The organism is Litoribacter ruber (assembly GCF_018500185.1).
Classification (GTDB): Bacteria; Bacteroidota; Bacteroidia; order Cytophagales; family Cyclobacteriaceae; genus Litoribacter; species Litoribacter ruber.
In genome coordinates this window covers 165,374-186,449 of sequence record NZ_JAHBGI010000008.1, presented here as the reverse complement: position 1 = coordinate 186,449, position 21,076 = coordinate 165,374, and the positions used below count along the sequence as shown (strand labels likewise).

Annotated in this window: 15 protein-coding genes; 8 read left to right on the top strand and 7 right to left on the bottom strand. The window is 44.7% G+C overall.

Going from position 1 to position 21,076, the window contains the following annotated elements; genetic code table 11:
- Positions 1-122 precede the first annotated feature (122 nt).
- From KIH41_RS12595 to KIH41_RS12585, 3 genes are all read right to left on the bottom strand, one after another.
- On the bottom strand, positions 123-608 hold the full coding sequence (locus KIH41_RS12595; RefSeq protein WP_214162603.1) for a lipoprotein: 486 nt from the start codon (positions 606-608) through the stop codon (positions 123-125).
- Between the two features lie 101 nt (positions 609-709).
- Positions 710-1,198, bottom strand: coding sequence for a hypothetical protein (locus KIH41_RS12590; protein WP_214162602.1), 489 nt, complete (start codon positions 1,196-1,198; stop codon positions 710-712).
- Positions 1,199-1,358: 160 nt separating this feature from the next.
- Positions 1,359-1,865, bottom strand: a complete 507-nt coding sequence (locus tag KIH41_RS12585) for a hypothetical protein (protein WP_214162601.1) — start codon at positions 1,863-1,865, stop codon at positions 1,359-1,361.
- A 448-nt stretch (positions 1,866-2,313) separates the two neighbouring features.
- Between KIH41_RS12585 and KIH41_RS12580 the strand changes: the two genes are divergently transcribed.
- The 5 genes from KIH41_RS12580 to KIH41_RS12560 all read left to right on the top strand — a co-directional run bounded on the left by KIH41_RS12580 (position 2,314) and on the right by KIH41_RS12560 (position 13,559).
- Positions 2,314-5,406, top strand: coding sequence for a SusC/RagA family TonB-linked outer membrane protein (locus tag KIH41_RS12580; protein WP_214162600.1), 3,093 nt, complete (start codon positions 2,314-2,316; stop codon positions 5,404-5,406).
- A 26-nt stretch (positions 5,407-5,432) separates the two neighbouring features.
- Positions 5,433-6,947 (top strand): RagB/SusD family nutrient uptake outer membrane protein, encoded by a 1,515-nt coding sequence (locus tag KIH41_RS12575; RefSeq protein ID WP_213944361.1) that lies wholly within the window; start codon positions 5,433-5,435, stop codon positions 6,945-6,947.
- Positions 6,948-7,984: 1,037 nt separating this feature from the next.
- Complete coding sequence (locus KIH41_RS12570) at positions 7,985-11,101, top strand: SusC/RagA family TonB-linked outer membrane protein (protein ID WP_214162599.1); 3,117 nt, start codon at positions 7,985-7,987, stop codon at positions 11,099-11,101.
- 82 nt (positions 11,102-11,183) lie between these two features.
- Positions 11,184-12,659: a RagB/SusD family nutrient uptake outer membrane protein gene (locus KIH41_RS12565; RefSeq protein ID WP_246539111.1), complete on the top strand. Its 1,476-nt coding sequence runs from the start codon at positions 11,184-11,186 to the stop codon at positions 12,657-12,659.
- A 318-nt stretch (positions 12,660-12,977) separates the two neighbouring features.
- Entirely contained in the window at positions 12,978-13,559 is a 582-nt protein-coding gene (locus KIH41_RS12560; RefSeq protein ID WP_214162597.1) for a hypothetical protein, read from the top strand.
- Positions 13,560-13,717: 158 nt separating this feature from the next.
- On the opposite strand, the gene KIH41_RS12555 is transcribed toward KIH41_RS12560, so the two are convergent.
- Positions 13,718-14,140 carry a secondary thiamine-phosphate synthase enzyme YjbQ gene (locus KIH41_RS12555; protein ID WP_214162596.1) on the bottom strand — a complete coding sequence of 141 codons (423 nt, stop codon included), beginning with the start codon at positions 14,138-14,140 and terminating at the stop codon, positions 13,718-13,720.
- A 7-nt stretch (positions 14,141-14,147) separates the two neighbouring features.
- Positions 14,148-14,378 carry a hypothetical protein gene (locus KIH41_RS12550; protein WP_143959345.1) on the bottom strand — a complete coding sequence of 77 codons (231 nt, stop codon included), beginning with the start codon at positions 14,376-14,378 and terminating at the stop codon, positions 14,148-14,150.
- Positions 14,379-14,404: 26 nt separating this feature from the next.
- Here KIH41_RS12550 and KIH41_RS12545 point away from each other — a divergent pair, with 26 nt between their 5' ends.
- Entirely contained in the window at positions 14,405-14,692 is a 288-nt protein-coding gene (locus KIH41_RS12545) for a hypothetical protein (RefSeq protein WP_214162595.1), read from the top strand.
- 100 nt (positions 14,693-14,792) lie between these two features.
- On the opposite strand, the gene radA is transcribed toward KIH41_RS12545, so the two are convergent.
- Complete coding sequence (gene radA, locus KIH41_RS12540) at positions 14,793-16,166, bottom strand: DNA repair protein RadA (protein WP_214162594.1); 1,374 nt, start codon at positions 16,164-16,166, stop codon at positions 14,793-14,795.
- Positions 16,167-16,598: 432 nt separating this feature from the next.
- Positions 16,599-19,403, bottom strand: coding sequence for a DNA polymerase I (gene polA / locus KIH41_RS12535; RefSeq protein ID WP_214162593.1), 2,805 nt, complete (start codon positions 19,401-19,403; stop codon positions 16,599-16,601).
- Positions 19,404-19,678: 275 nt separating this feature from the next.
- On the opposite strand from polA, the gene KIH41_RS12530 reads away from it, so the two are divergent.
- Positions 19,679-19,993, top strand: coding sequence for a hypothetical protein (locus KIH41_RS12530; RefSeq protein WP_213944370.1), 315 nt, complete (start codon positions 19,679-19,681; stop codon positions 19,991-19,993).
- A 24-nt stretch (positions 19,994-20,017) separates the two neighbouring features.
- Positions 20,018-20,329: a hypothetical protein gene (locus tag KIH41_RS12525; protein WP_213944371.1), complete on the top strand. Its 312-nt coding sequence runs from the start codon at positions 20,018-20,020 to the stop codon at positions 20,327-20,329.
- Positions 20,330-21,076 lie beyond the last annotated feature (747 nt).

The window sequence follows — 21,076 nt, the reverse complement described above, 5'->3', positions numbered from 1 at the left end:
AGTAATCAATCCTCAGACGTTTCTTATTTATATATGAAACCTGCCAGGTCTCGTGATTTTTGCTAGACTGGCAGGTTTTTTTTTCCTTCGTACCTCGTACCCCTAATTTCGTCCTTTCAAAGTTACTTCCTGGTATATACCAAAAAGTCCCCATGAGAACGGTGGCCACCGTTTGAAAGGCTGTTGTCATTCCGCAAGCCTAATACTTCAAAATTGTCAACACCGTAAATATACAAGTCTACATATGCCCGATTCGAACCTTCCTCACGATCCAATATAGCTTCGTATTGATCACTATCAAAAGTTAGAATAAGCTGTCTGACCAGCATTGGGTCAAACCTGTCATCAGGATCAACTGGAACTGTTTCATAAGTTCCTGAAAGTTCCATTTCTGCACGTGTGCTGAATTTTGAAAAAGTCCCATTTTCCCTGAAATGGTAGGTTTCGGTAAAATCAAGTTCGGCTGCTGTGATCACTTCTGTGGAACGCACAGGAGTCAACTGCTCAAGTTTCCACTCCCCAATCTCAGTCAATACGGTTGGGTTTTCATCGTTTTGGCAACCCGTTAAGATCAAAACGGCAAAGGCCAATAATAGTAGGTTTTTCATTTATAGTAAAGTTTAGTATAAGTATTAAGTTAGCCACTAAGGCGCGAGGGCGCCGCAAAAAGGTTAGCCACTAAGGCGGTAAGTAATGAAATTCTTTCAGTTTATTTTCTAGTGTAAAGCATGGCTCTTCCATGGAAACGCTGGCCAATGTTCATGAGAGTATGGTCTACTCTTAAGGCAATTACTTCCATATTATCACTTCCAAAAATGTATTTGTCAACATCAGTGCCGCTCATGCTGTCCTCCATTGCCAAAATTGCTTCATATTGGTCTAAGTCAAAGGTGAGTGTTAACCATTTAACCGTTAAGGGCTCAAATCTATCATCGGGCTCTGCGTCTTCTGCCTCATAGGTACCGGAAAGGTTCACACCTGTTTCTGTGCTGAATTTTGAAAATGTGCCATCGGTCTTGAAGGTATAAGTTTGGCTGAAACCTAGGTCTGTAGCTGAAATAACTTCTCCTGAGCCTGGTAGGGTAACCTGCTCAAGCTCCCAATCCCCTATTTCAGTCAGCGGCATATTGGGGTTGTCATCGTTTTGGCAAGCGGCCAAAAGGAGGATGGTGAGGGAGGCAAGTATTAATTTTTTCATATAGATGGGGTTTATTTGATTTTGCAACAAAGGAGGCGCGAAGACACAATTGGAAAGCTTAGTAAATTAAAATGGCACGTTAAACCTGCCAGATCTTGTGATTTTTTGATAGATCTGGCAGGTTTTTTCCTTCGTACCTCTAACTTCGTACTTTTCGTTTCTACATTCTCTTATAAATATAAATTGATCCATCTGCTATTCTATAACCGGCATTGGCTAAGGTTCCATCTGCCAGTAGGATAAGTTCTTCAATATTGCTTTGGCCATAAAACACAGAAAACTGATGTTCCTGGTTCCAGCCATGGAGGTTGCCGGCTTCATCGGTTTCAAGTACCTCCTCTAAATCTTCAGGGTTGAATGATAGTTTTAATCTTTTAATATAATTGACGTTTACCTCAGCGGCCGGGATGATTTCCTCAAAGGTTCCGGATAATTCCGATCCCAATACTGAATTAAACTTGGTGAAAGAACCATCAGCTCTAAAGGTGTAACTATCTGAATAATCCATTTCATCCACAGAAATCATATCATCAATCCAGTTGCTTCTAAATCCCTGAAGCTCCCATTGGCCTTCAACGGATGTTTCAGTGGTGATACTGTCATCTTCCTGGCATGCGCTAAAAAGGATTACTGCCATCAAGCATATAAATACGGAGTATTTCATCATAATAAAATTTAGTTGTAAAGACCATACGGGTTATTGCCCCAATCCGCTACAATAAAAGTAGGGATATTATCTTTTATTACCTAAGGTTTCCGTAATTGATAAGTTTGGGGATAATGAACTCACCAAATTATAGAGTGCTTTCCAAAGCTCCGTTAGGAGCGGCCGATCTACTGGCCCTGGGGTTTACCCCAGGGATCTGGAAGTCGGAGCGGTCGCATAGTCCCAGAGGGACGGCCGATATGGGTACGTTTTAATATGGTACAATAAACTCCTAACCCTCTAAACCCCAGAGATGTACAATTATATTAAAATCTATTTAACCTAGGTACAAAAAATAATTTTTTGGTATTTTAACATTATAAAATGGTATAAATCAAGTTGTTAAGATTTGTTAATGTGGTTAATTTTAATGGTTCAAATTATTGTGTTTCACCTTAAATAAAACTGCATGAAAAAAAGTTTACTAGGCTTTGTGCTTGCCGTATTTACAGTGTGCTCTGTGGCGGCGCAAAGCAGGACGGTTTCCGGTACGGTGACCTCCGCCGAAGAACCTGAAGGGGTGCCCGGCGTTAACGTGCGGGTGAAGGGCACTACTGTGGGGACGATCACCGATATCGACGGGTCGTACTCCATAGAAGTGCCAGAAGACGGTAATACCTTGGTATTTAGCTTTGTGGGTTTCTTGACCCAAGAAATAGGCATCGGCAACCAGTCTACCATCGATGTGCTGCTCGAACCGGATGTGAAAACACTCGGTGAGGTGGTCGTGGTTGGTTACGGTACCCAAGAACGACGCGAACTCACCGGATCTGTGTCATCCATCGACAACCGGGCGATTGAAAACCTGGTGACCCCCTCCTTTGACCAGCAGCTTGCCGGCCGCGCTCCGGGGGTAAACGTAACCACCCCGGGCGGTGTGCTGGGCCAGGCCCCCGTGATCAGGATTAGGGGTGTCAATTCCATTACTTCCGACGCCAATCCGCTGATCGTAATCGATGGGGTGCCGGTGGTGAATGCGGATAGGGCGGCCAACTTCCCGAGCAACCCCCTAGCCCAGATCAACCCAGCCGATATCGAATCCTTTGAGGTGTTGAAAGACGGTTCAGCTACGGCCATTTTTGGTTCCAGAGCGGCAAATGGGGTAATACTTATCACTACCAAAAAAGGTATTGAAGGGCGTGCCCAGGTTGATTATAATGTCAGTGTGGGCTGGAATGAGGAAGTGGACCGATTTGACCTGCTCAATGGCGACCAGTTTGTGACCATAGCCAACGAGAAAAGGAGCAACGCCGGTCTTGGTGACCTTGCCCAGCCTGGAGTAAATACCGACTGGCAGGACTATATCTTCCGCAAAGGCTTGGTGACCCAGCACAACCTTTCCATCCGTGGTGGTTCGGCCGATACCAAGTATTTCTTCTCTTTGGGCTACACCGACCAAGAGGGTTATATCCGTGCCAATGAGCTGACCAGGTATTCCTTAAGGGCCAATGTGGATCATAATGTGTCCAATAGGGTGAGGATCGGTACCAACATGAGTTTCTCCTTCACCGAAATCGAATCCTTGAACAACGGTGAAAACTCCCTGTCCGGGGCCACTTATAACGTGACGAGGGCCTTTCCCAATATCGAAATCAAGGATCCAAGCAATACCTTCTATGACGGATTCAACACCACACCTGATGGTGCCGCCCTTGGTAGGGGTCCAAACTTGGGTAATATTGACAACAACATTCCCAACATCGGATTTGTATTGGCCAACAACGTGTTCAGGGGCCGAACTGCCAGGCTATTGGGAAATGTGTTTGGTGAATGGGATATTTTCCCAGACTTGACCTTCAGGACCCAGTTTGGTGGGGATATGACATTCGCGGATGAATTCCTATCTTGGGATGCCCGTCATGGGGACGGTCGGGGTAATGCCGGTTTGATGTTGCAGGCGTATAGGCCAGTATATCGCTGGAACCAGCAGAACACGCTGAACTATCAGGCCATCTTGGGTGAAAGCCACAACCTGAATGTGACCGTGGGTGCGGAGTTCCAATATACCAACCAGCATTTCTACTCAGCTACTGGTACCCAGATTGCCGACGTATTCTTCCAGCAGTCCAATATCGTGACCGGTTCGGCTGGTGTGCAGCAAATTGGTGGTGGTATGGATGAACAGGGTTTCGATTCTTACTTTGCCAGGGTAAACTATAGCTTTGACGGACGCTATCTTCTATCTGCATCGGTAAGAAATGACGGGATTTCTGCCTTACCGGTTGATAACCGAAGAGGTACCTTTGTGGGTGGTTCCGTCGGTTGGAGGATTTCCGATGAAGGGTTCTTCAACAGCGCCTTGATTTCTGACTTTAAGGTAAGAGCCTCCTATGCGGAAGTGGGTAACACGGAGATTGGATTCTTCCCCTATGTAGGTGGTTTTTCAGCCGCGCTATCCGGCTTGGGTCCTGGTATTGGGTTCAACCAGATTGCCAACCCGAACCTGCAATGGGAAACCTCCCGTAAACTGAATGCCGGTTTGGACTTCACTGTAGGAAATGTAACAGTGGCTGCCGACTACTTCAGAAATGATATCCGGGATCTGGTATTGGAGCGTATCACCGCTTCCTCTTTTGGTGTACCCCAAAACAGGATTTTTGAAAACGTAGGCGCCATGGTCAACCAGGGGGTGGAGTTGCGTGTGATGGCCGGTATTATCGAACGGGATAATTTCAGCTGGAACACCGATTTTAACTTTACCTGGTTGCACAATGAGGTGACCAACCTTATAAGCCCGATCACTACTACCTTTAACCGGACGGAAGTAGGCGGGCCTATTGCCCAGTTGTATGGCTATGAGTGGTTTGGCGTGAACTCGGCCAATGGGAACCCCATCTATGTGAAGGGTGATGGTTCGCTGGTTCAATATAACCTTGAGCAGGATAATACCGGATGGAGGGCCTACAATGAAAACAACCCCGGCGATATCTCCCAAACGGCGACTGGTCTGGGGGGAGGCGACTTGCGAATACTTGGCAATACCCTCCCCAGATGGCAAGGGGGTTGGACCAATCAATTTGTGATAGGCAATTTCGATGCGGAGATTTTTTTCCGCTACTCGGGTGGTAACTACATTATGAATGAGACCAGAAGGGGTCAATTGGGTATGGGCTTCTCCAACAACAATGCGGAAATCCTTAGCCGTTGGACTGAAAGCGGTCAGGTGACCGACGTGCCCAAGCTCTATACCGGTCAGGATGCCAACATTTGGGCCGCTGGAGCTGCCAATAGCCGCTTTGTGGAAAAAGGAGACTTCCTTAGGATCCAAAACATCGTGTTGGGTTACCGGATTCCTGCTGACTGGCTGGACCAGACCTTTAACGGCGGCATTCGTAGCGTGCGGATTTTCGGCCAGGTGCAAAACCCACTCATCTTCACCAATTATACCGGTGTGGATCCTGAGTTGAACACCTTCCCTGGCAGCCAGCTGCAGTTTGGTGTAGACTGGAACTCTGCTCCTATTATCAGGACATGGTCATTTGGGCTTAATGTGGGATTCTAATTGGTGGACTTAAAAAATTTAATGTTATGAAAATCATAAAGCAAAGAAATATATTAACTGCCGCCATATCCGCCCTATTGCTGTTTGGGTCCTGTGATGTGACGGATCAATCGCCTGTAACCTTGGTGCCGGAAGAGGAAGCGTTTGCGGATGCGGGAAAAGTGCTGGGGAATATCCTCGGTGTTTATGATGCTGCCCAAAGGGGTTTTTACCTGGGGGCTCCAGATCGAGGATATCCGTTTGGAGCTGCTTCCATTCAGCAAGGGGATATGCGAAGTGGTGATATGTACAATGACCAACTTTTCTATGAGATTACTTATATAGGGGGTTGGACGCCCTCCACAGCCAATCAAGAAGGCATGTGGATAGGCACTTATAGGTTAATCAACCGGATCAACGTAGTGTTGGAAGGACTTCAAACCGCCTTAGCCAACGGTGTGATAGATCAGGAGGAGCATGACAGCTATAGGGCCGAAATGCTATTTCTGCGGGCATTTTCCCATTGGCAATTGGTGACGGATTTTGCCAGGCCCTATGCGGACAATCCGAGTGGAAATTTGGGAGTGCCCTATCGGGATATTCCTATAAGTAATACTGAAAGGCTGGATCAAGCTGCCGATGTGGGTCGGGGCACCGTGGAAGAGGTATATACCCGTATCTTACAGGACCTGGATGAAGCGGAGCAGCTAGGCACTGAGGCTGGAATACCTTTCAGGGCATCCCGTTCTGCTGCCATTGCGTTTAAAACCCGGGTAAAATTGCATCAGCTTGATTGGGCCGGCGTGCTGGAAGAGGCAGCCAAGTTGACCAATTTTGAATTGGCGGCTACGCCTATGGCTCCCTTTGATAGCCCTGACGGCAATCCGGAAAGCATATTTTCATTGAACAATACGGCTGAATCCAACCCGGGTGTGAATGGGGCCTTGCCTGCCATGTACGGTAACCCGGCCTTGGGCGGAAGAGGATTGGTGAAAATCAGCCCGCTGATATGGAATGAGCCATTTTGGCTGGAGGAAGATTTAAGGAGAACTGAACTGACAACCAGCAGTCCGGATGGTTATTATACTGGAAAATACACGGGCTATATCAACAGGGATGATCCTGCCCCTTTGATCCGGTATGCTGAAGTGGTACTGAATACCGCTGAAGCCCATGCCCGACTGGGAGATGAGGCTACTGCGCTTACCCTGCTAAACTCTGTGAGAGACCGCTCCACTCCGGAAGGGACTCCCTCCTATGATGCGGGTGCTTTGCCTGATGGCGTTATCCAGGGAATCTGGAACGAAAAGCGTGTGGAGTTTTTGGCCGAGGGGCTCTGGTGGTATGATATTCATCGCCTATCCGGTATGGGCGAACTGCCAGGCATACCTCCCAAGGCTGCCTCAAGGTCGATAAGCTCGATTGAACAGTATGAGCCGGGAGCCAGTATCACCTTGGACCACAGCGTACCTTATAGCAGTCACCTGTTTGTATGGCCTATTCCGTTACAGGAGATTGTAAATAACCCTCTGCTAGCCGGACAGCAAAACCCGGGATATTGAAGTGTGGAGTACGAAGGATGAAGAAATGAGAAATTAGAAATTAGGTATGAAAAATGGACTGCCACGGCTCATTTAATTCCTAATTCCTAATTCCTAATTCCTAATTATTAATTCAAATGGGTCACTAAGGGCAGAAAACTCGCCTGACTGGAGTCAGGGTATAACTAACGATTGGGTAAAAGAGCTAAAGGTTAGCCCCAGACCTAAAAATACTTAGTACATAGTACCCATATATTACCCTAAATTCCTATGGTCTATGGATTATCGTCTGTGGACTGTGGACCATCAACCTGCTAAGCATCACGCCTAGCAGGTTTTTTTGTTAAAGTACTGTAAATCAGTTGTACTTGATTTTTTAAAAGATCAATAATTAAAAAGTTAAATGTCGGGTGACTGGTAGATAGGGAACGTTTTTGGTGTGGGGAATGGGGAATTGAGGGGTAGGAAATTTGGTGGAGTTTCCATTTGCCAAATCAGGGAATTTGGATGAAATCATCTTTAATAGTGGAAGTATTTGATAAAAGGATCTATTGCCATGGAAACTCCCATTTTTGAGAGTATTAACGGCACAGGCTGATTTTTTAAAAAAAGTGGGAATTAATAGAAAGTTTTTTCAATGCCATCCATCTCGGTATTTTTTCCCATTTTTAAGATGTTAACCTGATCAGTTTTTTAGAATAATCTCCTGATATCTGGGAGATAGTTTCTTAATAATAAAATAATATAAGCTTTTGCGGTTTATTTCCGTAATAATAATTTACCTAATAGGATTAACAAGGGTAAAGGAATTCTTATATTTTTAATTAATTTCCATTTTATAAGGTAAAAAAAAATTATAATAATACCATTTAATGTTTTTTTATGTATTTCTTAACTCTAAAAATCTCTTAATATCTGTTAAAATCCCGTTAAACGGCCTTAAATCGGAATTAAATTAGGTGGCTAAATTATGGGTATTATATCTTGTTTTGGTTTTTTGTTTAAATGCGTTTATCATTGTACCAAATGAATTGTTAATAAACCTTAATCAAAGACACATGAAGAAAATTTTACTCAGCTTTGTGCTTGCCTTTATTACAGTGGTATCTGTAATGGCACAAAGCAGGACCGTGACAGGTACTGTCACGTCCGCGGAAGAACCGGAGGGTGTGCCGGGCGTAAACGTCCGGGTCAAGGGTACTACTGTCGGTGCGATCACCGATCTTGATGGATCTTATTCTATCGAGGTGCCTGCTGATGCAAACACTCTAGTTTTTAGTTTCGTAGGTTTCCTTACTCAGGAACTTCCTATTGGTAACCAGTCTCGCGTAGACGTTGTTATGGAGCCGGATGTGAAAACATTGGGTGAAGTAGTGGTAGTTGGTTACGGTACGCAGGAAAGAAGAGAACTTACCGGTTCTGTTGCTTCTATCAAGAATGAGGCAATCGAAAACTTGGTAACGCCTTCCTTTGATCAGCAGCTTGCTGGTAGAGCTCCAGGTGTGCAGGTAACTACTCCTTCTGGGGTATTAGGTGCTAGACCAATCATCCGTATTAGAGGTGTGAACTCCCTTTCTGGTGGTGCTGATCCTTTGATCGTAATTGATGGTGTGCCCGTAGTGGATAATGACAGGTCTGCTGTTGCATCTGCCAACCCACTTTCCAACATCAACCCTGCTGACATTGAATCTTACGAAGTGTTGAAGGATGGTTCTGCTACTGCTATCTACGGTTCTAGAGCTGCTAACGGTGTGATCTTGATCACGACCAAAAGAGGTCAAACTGGTAAAGCTCAGGTAAACTATAACGTAAGTACTGGTTTCAATGAGACTGTTGACAGATTTGATCTATTGAACGGCGATCAGTTTGTAACTATCGCAAACGAGAAAGTTAGAAACACTAACCCAAATGCTGAAGGTAACGCTAGACCAAGCGGTATCAACACGGATTGGCAAGACCATATCTTCAGAAGAGGTGCTACTCAGCAGCACAACCTTTCTATCAGCGGTGGATCTGATGCTACCAAGTATTTCTTCTCATTAGGTTTCACTGATCAGGAATCTGCTATCAGACCTAACGACTTGAAAAGATACTCTTTCAGAGGTAACGTAGATCACTCTATCTCTAATAGTGTGAGGATCGGTACCAGCATGTCTTATGCTTATACTGAGATCAATTCTTTGAACCAAGGTGCAAACTCGCTTTCTGGTGCTGTATATAATGCTACAAGAGCGCTTCCAAACGTTCCGATTTATGACCCTGAAAATACTGCATTTAATGGGTTTAATATTACTGCTAACGGTGCTACTACCGGTTTCGGATCTAACTTAGTTGGTCCTGATAACAATATTCCAAATATTGCTTATGTTATTGAAAACAACCGTTATAGATCTAGAACTCATAGAATATTGGGTAATGCCTATGCTGAGGTGGATATCGTGACTGGCTTGACTGCAAGATCACAAATTGGTGTGGATTTGACCATGGCAGATGACTTCCAGACCTTGGATCCAAGACACGGTGACGGTAGAAGCTCAAATGGTTATGTATACCAGGCAAGTAACCCTGCAATGCAGTGGAACTGGCAAAATACTTTGAACTATCAAACTGTATTGGCTGATGATCACTCTATTAACTTGACAGTAGGTACTGAGTACCAGTATTTGAATCTTTACAACTTTGCTGCATGGGGTACTGATCTTTCAGATGATTTCTTTAGACAAAGAAACTTGATCTCTGGATCTTATAACAACCAGTTCTCTGGTGGTGGTTTCTCTGAATATGGATTTGATTCTTACTTTGCCAGATTTAACTATAGCTTCAGAGGTAAATACTTGTTATCATTTGCAGTAAGAAATGACGGTATTTCTCAACTAGCGGCTGACAACAGAAGAGGTACCTTCCCAGGTGGATCTATAGGATGGAGACTTTCTGATGAAGACTTCTTCAATTCTGCCTTGATTTCTGATTTGAAATTGAGAGCCTCTTATGCTGAGGTGGGTAACACTAACCTTCCAGGTGGTGCATTCCCTTATGCTGGTGGATTTAACCCTGTTTTGGCTGCAGCAGGTGCTGGTATTGGTTATGGTAACGTATCAAACGTAGGTCTTCAGTGGGAAACTTCTCAGAAGTTCAACGTTGGTTTGGATATGACCATCGGTAATGTGACCATTGCTGCTGATTACTTCAGAAATGACATCGACGGAATGGTACTTCAAGCACCAACTGCACCGTCTTTAGGTATACCTTTGAACCAGATTAGCCAGAACGTGGGTTCGATGACAAACCAAGGTGTGGAATTCAGGTTGTTGACCAAAGTTCTTGAAAGAGGAAACTTTGTTTGGAATACTGACTTCAACTTTACTTGGTTGCACAATGAGGTTACCAACCTAGTACAGCCATTGACTAGTACTTTCAACAGAACTGTAGAAGGTGGTCCGGTTGCTCAACTCTATGGTTTTGAGTGGGCTGGTGTTAACGCTGCCAATGGTAACCCAATGTATTACAGAGGAGATGACGAAATCGTACAGTTGAATCTTCAGCCAGGTGCGATTGCTTGGAGACAATATGATCCAAACAATCCTGCTGATGTTTCTCAAGCTGCTGCTGGTGGACCTACTCAAAGATTCTTAGGTAATACACTTCCAAGATACACTGGTGGTTGGTCAAACAATTTCAACATGGGTAACTGGGATGCTGAAATTTTTGTAAGATACGGCGGTGGAAACTATGTGATGAATGAATCTTTGAGAGGATTGCTAGGACAAGGTTTCTCTAATAACCATGCTTCTATCATGAACAGATGGACAGAAAGCGGTCAGGTAACTGACGTGCCTAAGCTTTACTCTGGTCAGGATGCCAACATGTGGCAAGCATCTGCTGCTAACTCCAGATTTGTGGAACGAGGCGATTTCGTAAGAATCCAAAACATTGTAGTGGGTTACAGACTTCCTGCTGAATTCTTGAACAATACCTTCAACGGTAATATCAGATCTGCAAGGTTCTTTGCTCAAGTTCAGAACCCAATCATCTGGACAGGTTACTCTGGTATCGATCCTGAATCTAACCAATATGGTCCTGGTGATGTATCTGCTCCACAGCTTCAGTTTGGAGTTGACTGGAACGTTGCGCCAATCATCAGAACTTGGTCTTTAGGTCTTAATGTTGGATTCTAATTAAAACCTTAAAAAAAGAATAAAAATGAAGAAATTTTCATATAAAATAAAGACTGCATTTATAGCTTTGGCTATGGTGGGTATGTCCTCTTGTGAGGTGACCGATCTGCAGCCGGCTACCATAATTCCAGATGAGGAGGCATTTGCAGATGCAAATAGGATTAATGCTGCCGTATTAGGTATCTATGAAGCTGCCCAAAGAGGTTTCTACCTTGGAGCAGTTCAAAGAGGGTATCCTTTTGGAGCCGCATCTACACAGCAGGGTGACATGAGAGGTGAAGATATGTACAACGATCAGTTGTTCTATGAAGTAACTTATATCAATGGTCATACACCACAATCAGCTAACAATAACGGTCAGTGGATCTCTCTTTACAGAATGATCAACAGAGCCAACATTGTGATTGAAAACCTTGATCAAGCTCTGGCTGAAGGTGTGTTAACAGAAGCCGAAAGAAATAGATTCCGTGGTGAAGCGCTTTATCTTAGAGCTCTTGCTCACCATGAATTGGTGGTGTTCTTTGCCAGACCTTATGCTGATAACCCTTCTTCTATGGGTATTCCGTATAGAACTTTCGCAATCAACGATGTGTCTTTGGTTGAAGAAGGCGAAGGTGTAGGTAGAGGTACTGTAGAAAGTGTTTATCAGCAATTATTGGCTGATTTGGATGAAGCGGAGGAACTTCTTCCGACGTCTGGTACTGCTTTCCGTGCTAGAAGCCAAGCCGCAATTGGTTTGAAATCAAGAGTTAAATTGCACATGCAAGATTGGCAGGGAGTAATTGACGAGTACAATAAACTTGCCGGTGAATTCGCAGTAACTCCAGATCCGTTAACTCCATTCCGTGGAGGAACATCTTCTGATAACATTTTCTCTTTTGAAAATACTGAATTATCCAACGCAGGTGTGAACGGTGCATTGCCTCAAATGTATGGTAACCCTGATCGTGGTGCCAGAGGCTTGGTTAAAATCTCTCCGGTTATCTGGACAGCTGATTTCTGGTTAGAAGAAGATGAAAGAAGAAGTGTAGCTAATGGTGCGGATGGTATGGTGACTACTAACCCTGGAGGGATATTTACTAACAAGTATATAGATCCAGTTACTTATAATGATCCAACCGTTATCCAAAGATTTGCTGAAGTTGTATTGAATGCTGCTGAGGCACAAGCTAGACTTGGAAATTCAGGTGAAGCTGTGTCACTTCTAAATGAAGTTAGAGACAGAGCTATTCCAGCTGGAAACTCCTTCACAGCAGCAGCTTTAGGCGGAATGGATGAGATTATCGAAGCTATCATTCAGGAAAGAAGAATTGAATTCCTGGCAGAAGGTAGAAGATTCCCAGACATCCATAGATTGGCTGGTGAAGGTAGAATTCCAGGTATACCTGCGAAAGCTGCTTCTAGATCTGTGAATAGCCTTGATTTCTATACAGGCGAAGCTGAAATTCAATTTGATCACGCTTTGGAATACTCAAGCAACCTATTTGTTTGGCCAATTCCTCAAGAAGAGATCTTGAACAATGCTACTGCTCCAATAGAGCAAAACCCTGGTTACTAATCAGCGTAAGCATATAATAAAAAGGCGGTCAATTGGCCGCCTTTTTTTTATGTCTCAAAGGGACACAGAGTTTCGCTGAGTTCTACACGGAGTTTCACAGAGTCCTCTTCGCGGAGGCAAATGGTCTCTAAGAACACGAAGAAAAATAAGGTGCACTGCTTGTCCCGAGTAGCGAAGCGGATCGGGAAAGACTTCTTTGCGGGTAAAAATGGGCCACTAAGGGCATAAAGTTTTAAAGAAGTTGCACTAAGGCTTCTTCGCGGTCAAAATGTCTGATGAAGAATAATATCTAATGTTATTTTAAAATTTTAAACGAATATGAAAAAATTAATTCTTGCCATTCTGATGATGGCTACGGTGCAGGTTTTTGCACAGGATAATCAGCAGGCGCCCAGAACTCCTGGATCGGAGACCTTTTGGGAGAATCTTAAGGCCCATTGTGGGAAGGCTTATGAGGGGGAATTGGCCTCTGAGGCTACCAACGATACCTTCGCGGGTAAAAAACTGGTGATGCACGTAAGGGAGTGCGGGGACAATGTGATCAAGGTTCCTTTCTTCGTAGGGGATGATAGGTCCAGAACCTGGGTTTTCACCAAAATGGAAGATGGAACGATCGAATTGAAACATGATCACCGTCACGAAGATGGCAGCCCTGATAGGGTAACCATGTATGGCGGTACCAGCACCAGCACCGGAAATGGCAAGATGCAGTTCTTCCCCGCCGATCAGGAAACCACGGATCTGATCCCTTACGCTTCTTCAAATGTATGGTGGGTGACTCTTGACGAGGAAAACTTCAGCTATAACCTCAGAAGAGTAGAACGCGACAGCCATTTCTCGGTTAAATTTGATCTGACTACTGAGGTAGATACGCCGGATGCTCCTTGGGGACATGAGTAGGAAGTACGAGATACTAAGTATGCCTAACTATATCATGGGTTAAACACGCGATAAACACGGGATAAACACGGGATGTAGTACGAAGTGGAGATAACCGTGTAGGGATAGATTAGGCTTTTTCCTCTGCGCCCTCTGGTCCTCTGCGGTTATTTTGATTTCTAACTCCCAAACGCGGTCAACACCAGCTTCCTATTTCCTCCTCGATTTCGGAATTCGCAGAGGTAGATTCCCTGCCAGGTGCCGAGGTTGAGTTTGCCCTGGGTGATGGGGATGGTGAGGGTGTTGCCGAAGAAGGCGGTTTTGATATGGGCGGGCATGTCGTCCGGCCCTTCTGCGGTGTGGATAAAGTGTGGGTAAGTATCGGGGATGAGGTCCCTGATGAAGGTTTCGAAATCTTTTCGTACATCCGGGTCCGCATTTTCATTTATGGTTAACCCCGCAGAGGTGTGTTTAAGGAAGATTTGGAGCATTCCCTGCTCAATATTCCTGATTTCCTTGAAGTTATTAACAATTTGCTCCGTAATAAGATGAAACCCTCTTGAATAAGAGGGTAGGGTTAAGGTTTCTTGATAAAATTTCATCAGTAGGTTACTTGTTCTTAAGGGTCAGATAGTTTAAGATTTCCTGAGTGGTAAACCATTCCCCCTTCTTGCATAATCTCTCCACCTCTTCTGCCACCCGCTTGATCTCTTTGGGGCTATACGGGTCCAATGGACTCAGCAGGTTGTTAAGCAGGTCCTCGAGGTTGTGGATAATTTCTTCATCATCGATTTCGAGTAATCTCTGTACTATGGTTAGTTTTCTTGCGGCTATATCCATGGCTATTGTGTTACTTGGGTTAATAAATGGATAAGATAATAACCTGTAATTCAGAGGGAATGTTTTTGAAAATTGTACTAGGTACGAAGTACTATGTACTAAGTTTGATGGGGTATTGGGGTACCAGGTACCAAGTACCACGTACCAGGTATTTGGGTACGGTTGCTCGCTTCGCTCGTGATGTGATTAAGTACGAACCACTGATACCCCATCCAAAGAGCGCAGCTCGAAGGGAGGGCGGCGAGAATACAGGCGGTGGGTTGCTTCTCAATGCGGCAAAATGGCTTCCAGCCGTATTGATGCTGGTGTTGTGAAATACTTGGTACCTGGTACCTTGTACTTTGTACCCATTCCTAAGTACGAAGTTCTAAGAAACCCCTTAAACCATAAACAATCCCGCAGGGATGATAAGCCTTAAACTATCTCCTGATACATCTCCTCCAGTCTACTCACTGCCACTACCTTGATGTCAAACTTGCTCAAATCCACCCCCTTGATTGCATATTTTGATACCACGATCTTTTTAAACCCAAGTTTGGCGGCTTCTGAAATGCGGCTTTCCATGCGGTTTACCGCGCGGATCTCGCCTCCGAGGCCTACTTCACCGGCAAAGCAGATTTCGTGGCTAATAGGGTTGTCCTCATAGCTTGAGATGAGGGAGGCGCACACGGCAAGGTCCAAGGCCGGGTCGTCGACTTTGAGGCCGCCTGCCACGTTGAGGAAGACATCCTGCTGGCCAAGGCGCATTCCCCCACGTTTTTCCAGTACAGCCAATAACATGTTCAGCCTTTTGGAATCGTGACCCGTGCTGCTCCTTTGGGGAGTGCCGTAGGTAGCAGGGCTGACCAGGGACTGTATTTCTATCAGCAATGGCCTGTTTCCCTCCAGCATGGCGCCAATGGCTACCCCATTGAGTTGCTCTTCTCGCTGGGATATGAGGATCTCTGAAGGGTTGGAAATTTCTCTGAGGCCTTCTGCGCGCATTTCATAAATCCCCAACTCATGGGTGGAGCCAAAGCGGTTTTTGGAGGTGCGCAAAATCCGATAAGACATGTGCCTGTCGCCCTCAAACTGAAGCACAGTATCCACCATATGCTCCAACACCTTTGGCCCCGCAATGCTGCCATCTTTAGTGATATGGCCCACCAGAAAGACCGGTGTGCCTGTTTCCTTAGCAAATTTCATCAATTCCCCCGTACACTCCCTTACCTGGCTCACCGAACCTGCAGCCGACTCCACATGACTACTGTATAAGGTCTGTATAGAATCGATGACCAGCAATTCGGGTTTTAGCGCTTCCACTTGCTGGAAAATCTGTTGGGTGTTTGTTTCTGAGAGCACAAAGCAGTTTTCTGACTTGAATGGCATCCTGTCGGCTCTCATCTTTATCTGCGATTCACTTTCCTCACCGGAAACGTAAAGGATTTTCTGTTGGGTGAGGGTAAGGGCTATTTGGAGCATGAGGGTTGACTTCCCTATTCCCGGTTCACCGCCTATGAGTACCAAGCTACCCGGCACAATGCCGCCGCCAAGTACCCGATTGAGTTCATTGTCATCGGTGATGAGCCTGGGTTGTGCCTCAAAATTGACTTCGTGGAGCTTCTTGGGGGTGGAGGCCCTTTTCAGCTTTGCGGGTTCCTGTTTCCAGCTGCCTCTAGGGTTGTCGTCTTTGTGGATAACTTCTTCCACATAGGTGTTCCACTCCCCGCAGGCCGGGCATTTCCCCACCCACTTGGGGGATTGGGAGCCGCAATTTTGACAGAAAAAGGTTGTTTTAGTTTTAGCCATAATTTATAAATGGTCACAAAGTCACACAAAGTTTGGCACGAAGTCGCACAAAGTTTTTTATGAATTAAAGTGGTCATGAAGTCGCACAAAGTTAGGCACGAAGTCGGACAATGTTTTAAATGGTCACATCGGGATCAACTCCCCCTTTAAAGGGGGCAGGGGGGATGTGAAACGAAAATATAAATGGTCACAAAGGGCACAAAGTTAGTCACGAAGTCGCACAAAGTTTTTATTTTTAATAGAATAGCCAGTTAGATTGGTCACTGAGTTTCACAGAGCTTTGACGCTCTTTTTCGTTACCTCGACTGTAGCTTTTGCGGAGTGGAGAGGTCTCGTTTCAGCGATTTCGCTGGGTGAACCTTTCAAGTGGCATATAGAAGCGGTGGTCCTCCGATGTACTTAGTACATAGTACCTAGTACCTAGTACATCAATCAATGCGCTTCCAGCCAATCCTTCCCAGTCCCAGTTTCTACTACCAGCGGGACTTCGATGGTGATGGCGTTGGCCATGAGTTCGGGAATGTGTTTTTTGAGCAAATCCACTTCGTCTTTATGGGCATCAAATACAAGTTCATCGTGTACCTGCAGGAGCATTTTGGATTTGAGGTTGTTTTCCTGCATCCAGTTGTGCACCTGAACCATGGCCACTTTGATCATATCCGCGGCGCTTCCCTGTATGGGGGCATTGATGGCATTTCTCTCGGCAAAGCTTCTCATGGTGGCGTTTCTACTGTTGATATCTCTCAAGTAGCGTCTTCTGCCCAGGATTGTTTCCACATATTCATGCTTGTGGGCTTTTTCAATACTGGCATCCATGTATTTTTTGACGGCCGGAAACTCCTCAAAGTATGCCTTAATAATATCACTCGCCTCTCCGCGCGGAATATTGAGGCGCTGGCTCAGGCCAAATGCTGAGATCCCATAGATAATTCCAAAGTTGGCTGTTTTGGCTTTTCTCCGCATATCTGAAGTCACCTCCTCCAAGGGCACCTTGAAGATCTTGGCAGCCGTGGTGGCGTGGATATCCCTGCCCAATCTGAAGGCCTCTATCATCGATTCGTCCTTGGCAAAGGAAGCCATGATTCTCAATTCAATTTGGGAATAATCAGCCGCCAAAATCACATAGTTTTCATCTCTTGGTACAAAAGCCTTACGGATTTCACGCCCCCTTTCCGTACGGATAGGGATGTTTTGCAAATTGGGGTTCGTGGATGAAAGACGTCCTGTGGCCGTTACGGTCTGGTTATAGGAAGTATGTATTCTGCCGGTTTTCTCGTTGATTAGAGCAGGCAAGGCATCCACATAGGTGGACTTAAGCTTCACCAGCTGTCTGTAATCCAAGATTGCCTGTGCTATTTCGTGTTCGTTGGCAAGTTTGCTTAAAACCTCCTCTCCGGTGGCATACTGGCCCGTCTTGGTTTTTTTGGCTTTAGGATCAAGGTTCATTTTGTTGAACAGTATTTCACCAAGCTGCTTGGGAGAAGAAAGGTTGAATTGCTCTCCGGCGATTTCGTACACCTTTTGCTCAATTGTTTTGCTCTCCTGCTCGAGTTCTTTGGATAGCTCGGCCAAGCTCTCGGTATCTATTCGGATGCCCTCAAATTCCATTGCCGCCAACACCTTGATCAAAGGGACTTCCACGTCATAGAGGAGCTTTTCGAGTTGGTTTTCCTTGATCTTGGGATCTAGGACATGCTTTAGCTGCAAAGTAATATCCGCATCCTCTGCCGCATAATCCGCGATTAGATTAGCATCCACATCGCGCATGTTCCCCTGGTTTTTGCCCTTCTTTCCGATAAGTGTGGTGATCGAAACAGGCTTATAATTTAAATACAGTTCGGCCAGCCAATCCATGGAATGCCTGCCTTCCGGGTCGATGAGGTAATGGGCCAACATGGTATCATAGATAGGCCCTCTAAGCTCCAGGCCGTAATTTTTAAGCACAAGAAGGTCATATTTGACGTTCTGACCGATCTTGGTGATTTTTTCATTCTCAAATATTGGTCTTAGCAGCTCCAATAAGGCCTTCGCTTTCTCCTGATCTGCCGGCAAGGCTATGAAAAAAGCCTCTAGGCTCACATAGGCAAAAGATATCCCTACCAGTTCCGCAGCATTTGGATTCAGTGAGGTGGTCTCTGTGTCAAAACACAGCTCTTCCTGCGCCTCCAGATAAGGCAGAAGCTCCTTGATTTCTTCTTCCGTTTGGATCAAATGGTAGCTGTGTGCGGTAGTTTCGAGGGTTTGGATGAGCTTTGGCGTTACCGGTGCACTTTCTTTTTCCTCTTCCTTGGGCTCATGCTGGCCAGTGAAAAGGCCCAGTTGTTCATTTACGTTGATCTGAGGTTTCTTCAGGCCCTCCCCAAACACCCTTTTGCTAAGTGTTCTGAATTCCAGTTCCGCAAAGAGAGCCTTTAGCTTTTCCTCATTCGGCCCATCATAAGTATAATCTTTCGGATTAAATTCAATGGGTACTTCCTGATTAATGGTTGCCAGTTCCTTGGAAAGCAGGCCTTGCTTGCCAAAATTGATTACGTTTTCCTTTTGCTTGCCCTTGAGTTGGTCCGTATTATTGAGCAATTCCTCAAGGGTTCCGTAGAGTTTAAGGAGCTTGGTGGCTGTTTTTGCACCTATTCCGGGGATTCCCGGGATGTTATCCACACTGTCGCCCATAAGGCCCAAGATATCCCGCACCTGGTCGGGGTTTTCGATATCCCATTTATCGCACACCTCTTTGGGGCCCAGTATTTCCACCGAATTGCCCATAAAGGAAGGCTTATATAGAAATATATGGTCCTCGACAAGCTGGCCGTAATCCTTGTCAGGAGTCATCATATATACCTCAAAACTTTTGTATTCGGCTTTTTTGGCGATTGTGCCGATGATATCATCCGCCTCATAGCCATCCAGCTCCAACACAGGGATATTAAAACCCTGCACGATTTCCTTCACCCAAGGGATGCCTACCTCAATATCCTCCGGCTGCTCGAGCCGATTGGCTTTATATGCCTCAAACTGCTCATGGCGGAAGGTAGGGGCCTTGGTGTCAAAGGCTACCGCGATATGAGTTGGCTTTTCCTTTTCGATCACTTCCAGCAAGGTGTTGGTGAATCCCAGCATGATGCCGGTATTGAGTCCTTTTGAATTGATTCTGGGGTTTTTGCTGAAGGCAAAATGGGCTCTATAGATAAGGGCCATGGCATCCAGCAGAAATAATTTCTTACCGCCTTTTTGAGACATATTGGTTTTTTTCGGATTGGTGATAGGTGGGCTAATTTACGAAAAGGAAAGGGGAATTGTATTGCAGGGGGATATGATAATTATCACCGGTGGGGAGTGGGGAAATAAATTTACCTGATTGATTTATTGAAAATGAACGGGTTGTGAAATTATTTTAGAATTTCATCAAAAATATTTTAGCCGATTATGGAAATGGTCTGATTATTGAAACTATCCCTAAATATAAATAAACAATGTATTTTCTGCATTTTATAATTATAAAAAACCTAATCACCATGAAAAAGATAGCATATTTTTTATCAGTATTGTTTTTGATGACGGCATTTGTGCCAGCTGCTGTGGGTGCTCCTACTAAGGATAAAGAGAAGAAGGAAATGACTGCGGCAGAGAAAGAAAGGCTTGTTGAAATTGAAAACAGAGTAGAGGAAATCAAAGCGATGGATTTCGCTGATATGTCCAAAGAAGAGCGTAAGGATGTGAGGAAAGAGTTGAAGGAAATGAACAAAGAGGCTAAGCAGCTTTCTGGCGGTGTTTACATTTCTGTGGGTGCCATTATCATTATCTTATTGTTATTAATTCTATTGACCTAATAACCACTTATAACCAATATACTTATGAAAAAAATAGCATATTTATTATCGCTGATGATGTTGTTCACTGCCTTTGCTCCAGCTATGGCAGCAGACAAGAAAGAGAAGGAAAAACTCGAATTGACTGCTGAGGAGAAAGAAAGGATGACGGAAATCGAAAACCGCGTGGATGAGATCAAGGCAATGGATTTTTCGGATATGTCCAAGGCTGAGAAAAAGGAGGTCAAAAAAGAATTAAAAGAGCTTAACAAAGAAGCTAAGCAACTTGCCGGAGGGGTATATATCTCTGTCGGTGCGATCATCCTGATCTTGATTTTGATCTTGATATTTGCCTAATATTTTCTGAAAGTTATGATATGAATGAAGCCGTCCAAGGAATTGGGCGGTTTTTTTGGTTATACACGGTTAATTGGCCAGAAAGGGCACGGGATATTAATGAGAAATTAGAAATGAGAAATTAGGAATGGAGAATAAGATTGCTGCGATTCATTAATAATTCCTAATTATTAATTCTTAATTCAAATTGGAAATGAGGAATTAGGAATGGAGAATGGGATTGCTGCGATTCATTAATAATTCCTAATTATTAATTCTTAATTCAAATTGGAAATGAGGAATTAGGAATGGAGAATGAGTTTGCTGCGGTTCATTAATAATTCCTAATTATTAATTCTTAATTCAAATGGGAAATTAGGAATTAGGAATGGAGTATGGGGCGGAATATCATTTGATAACCAATAGATACATTTTCTTTACCTTCCGGGATATTTGCTTCGCCCATGCAACGCACCCGCTACGCTCATGCAACTGACCTGCGACGGTTAAAAGGCGTCCCAAATGTGTTGCATCTGTGTTGCGGATAAGTTGCACAACACATGCAATTATCCCAACGGGTTAAAAAGGGACCCCAACGGCTTCTTCGCAGAAATAAGGGGCCACAAAGTACACGAAGTTTAAAAGAAGTTGCACGAGGGCCACTTCGCGGAAACAAAGCGACAACATAGTATCGTAGAGATCACTCTAAAGGGGGGACTAACATACATTCCTAACGTGAGTAAAATTCCCCCTTTAGGGGGCTGGGGG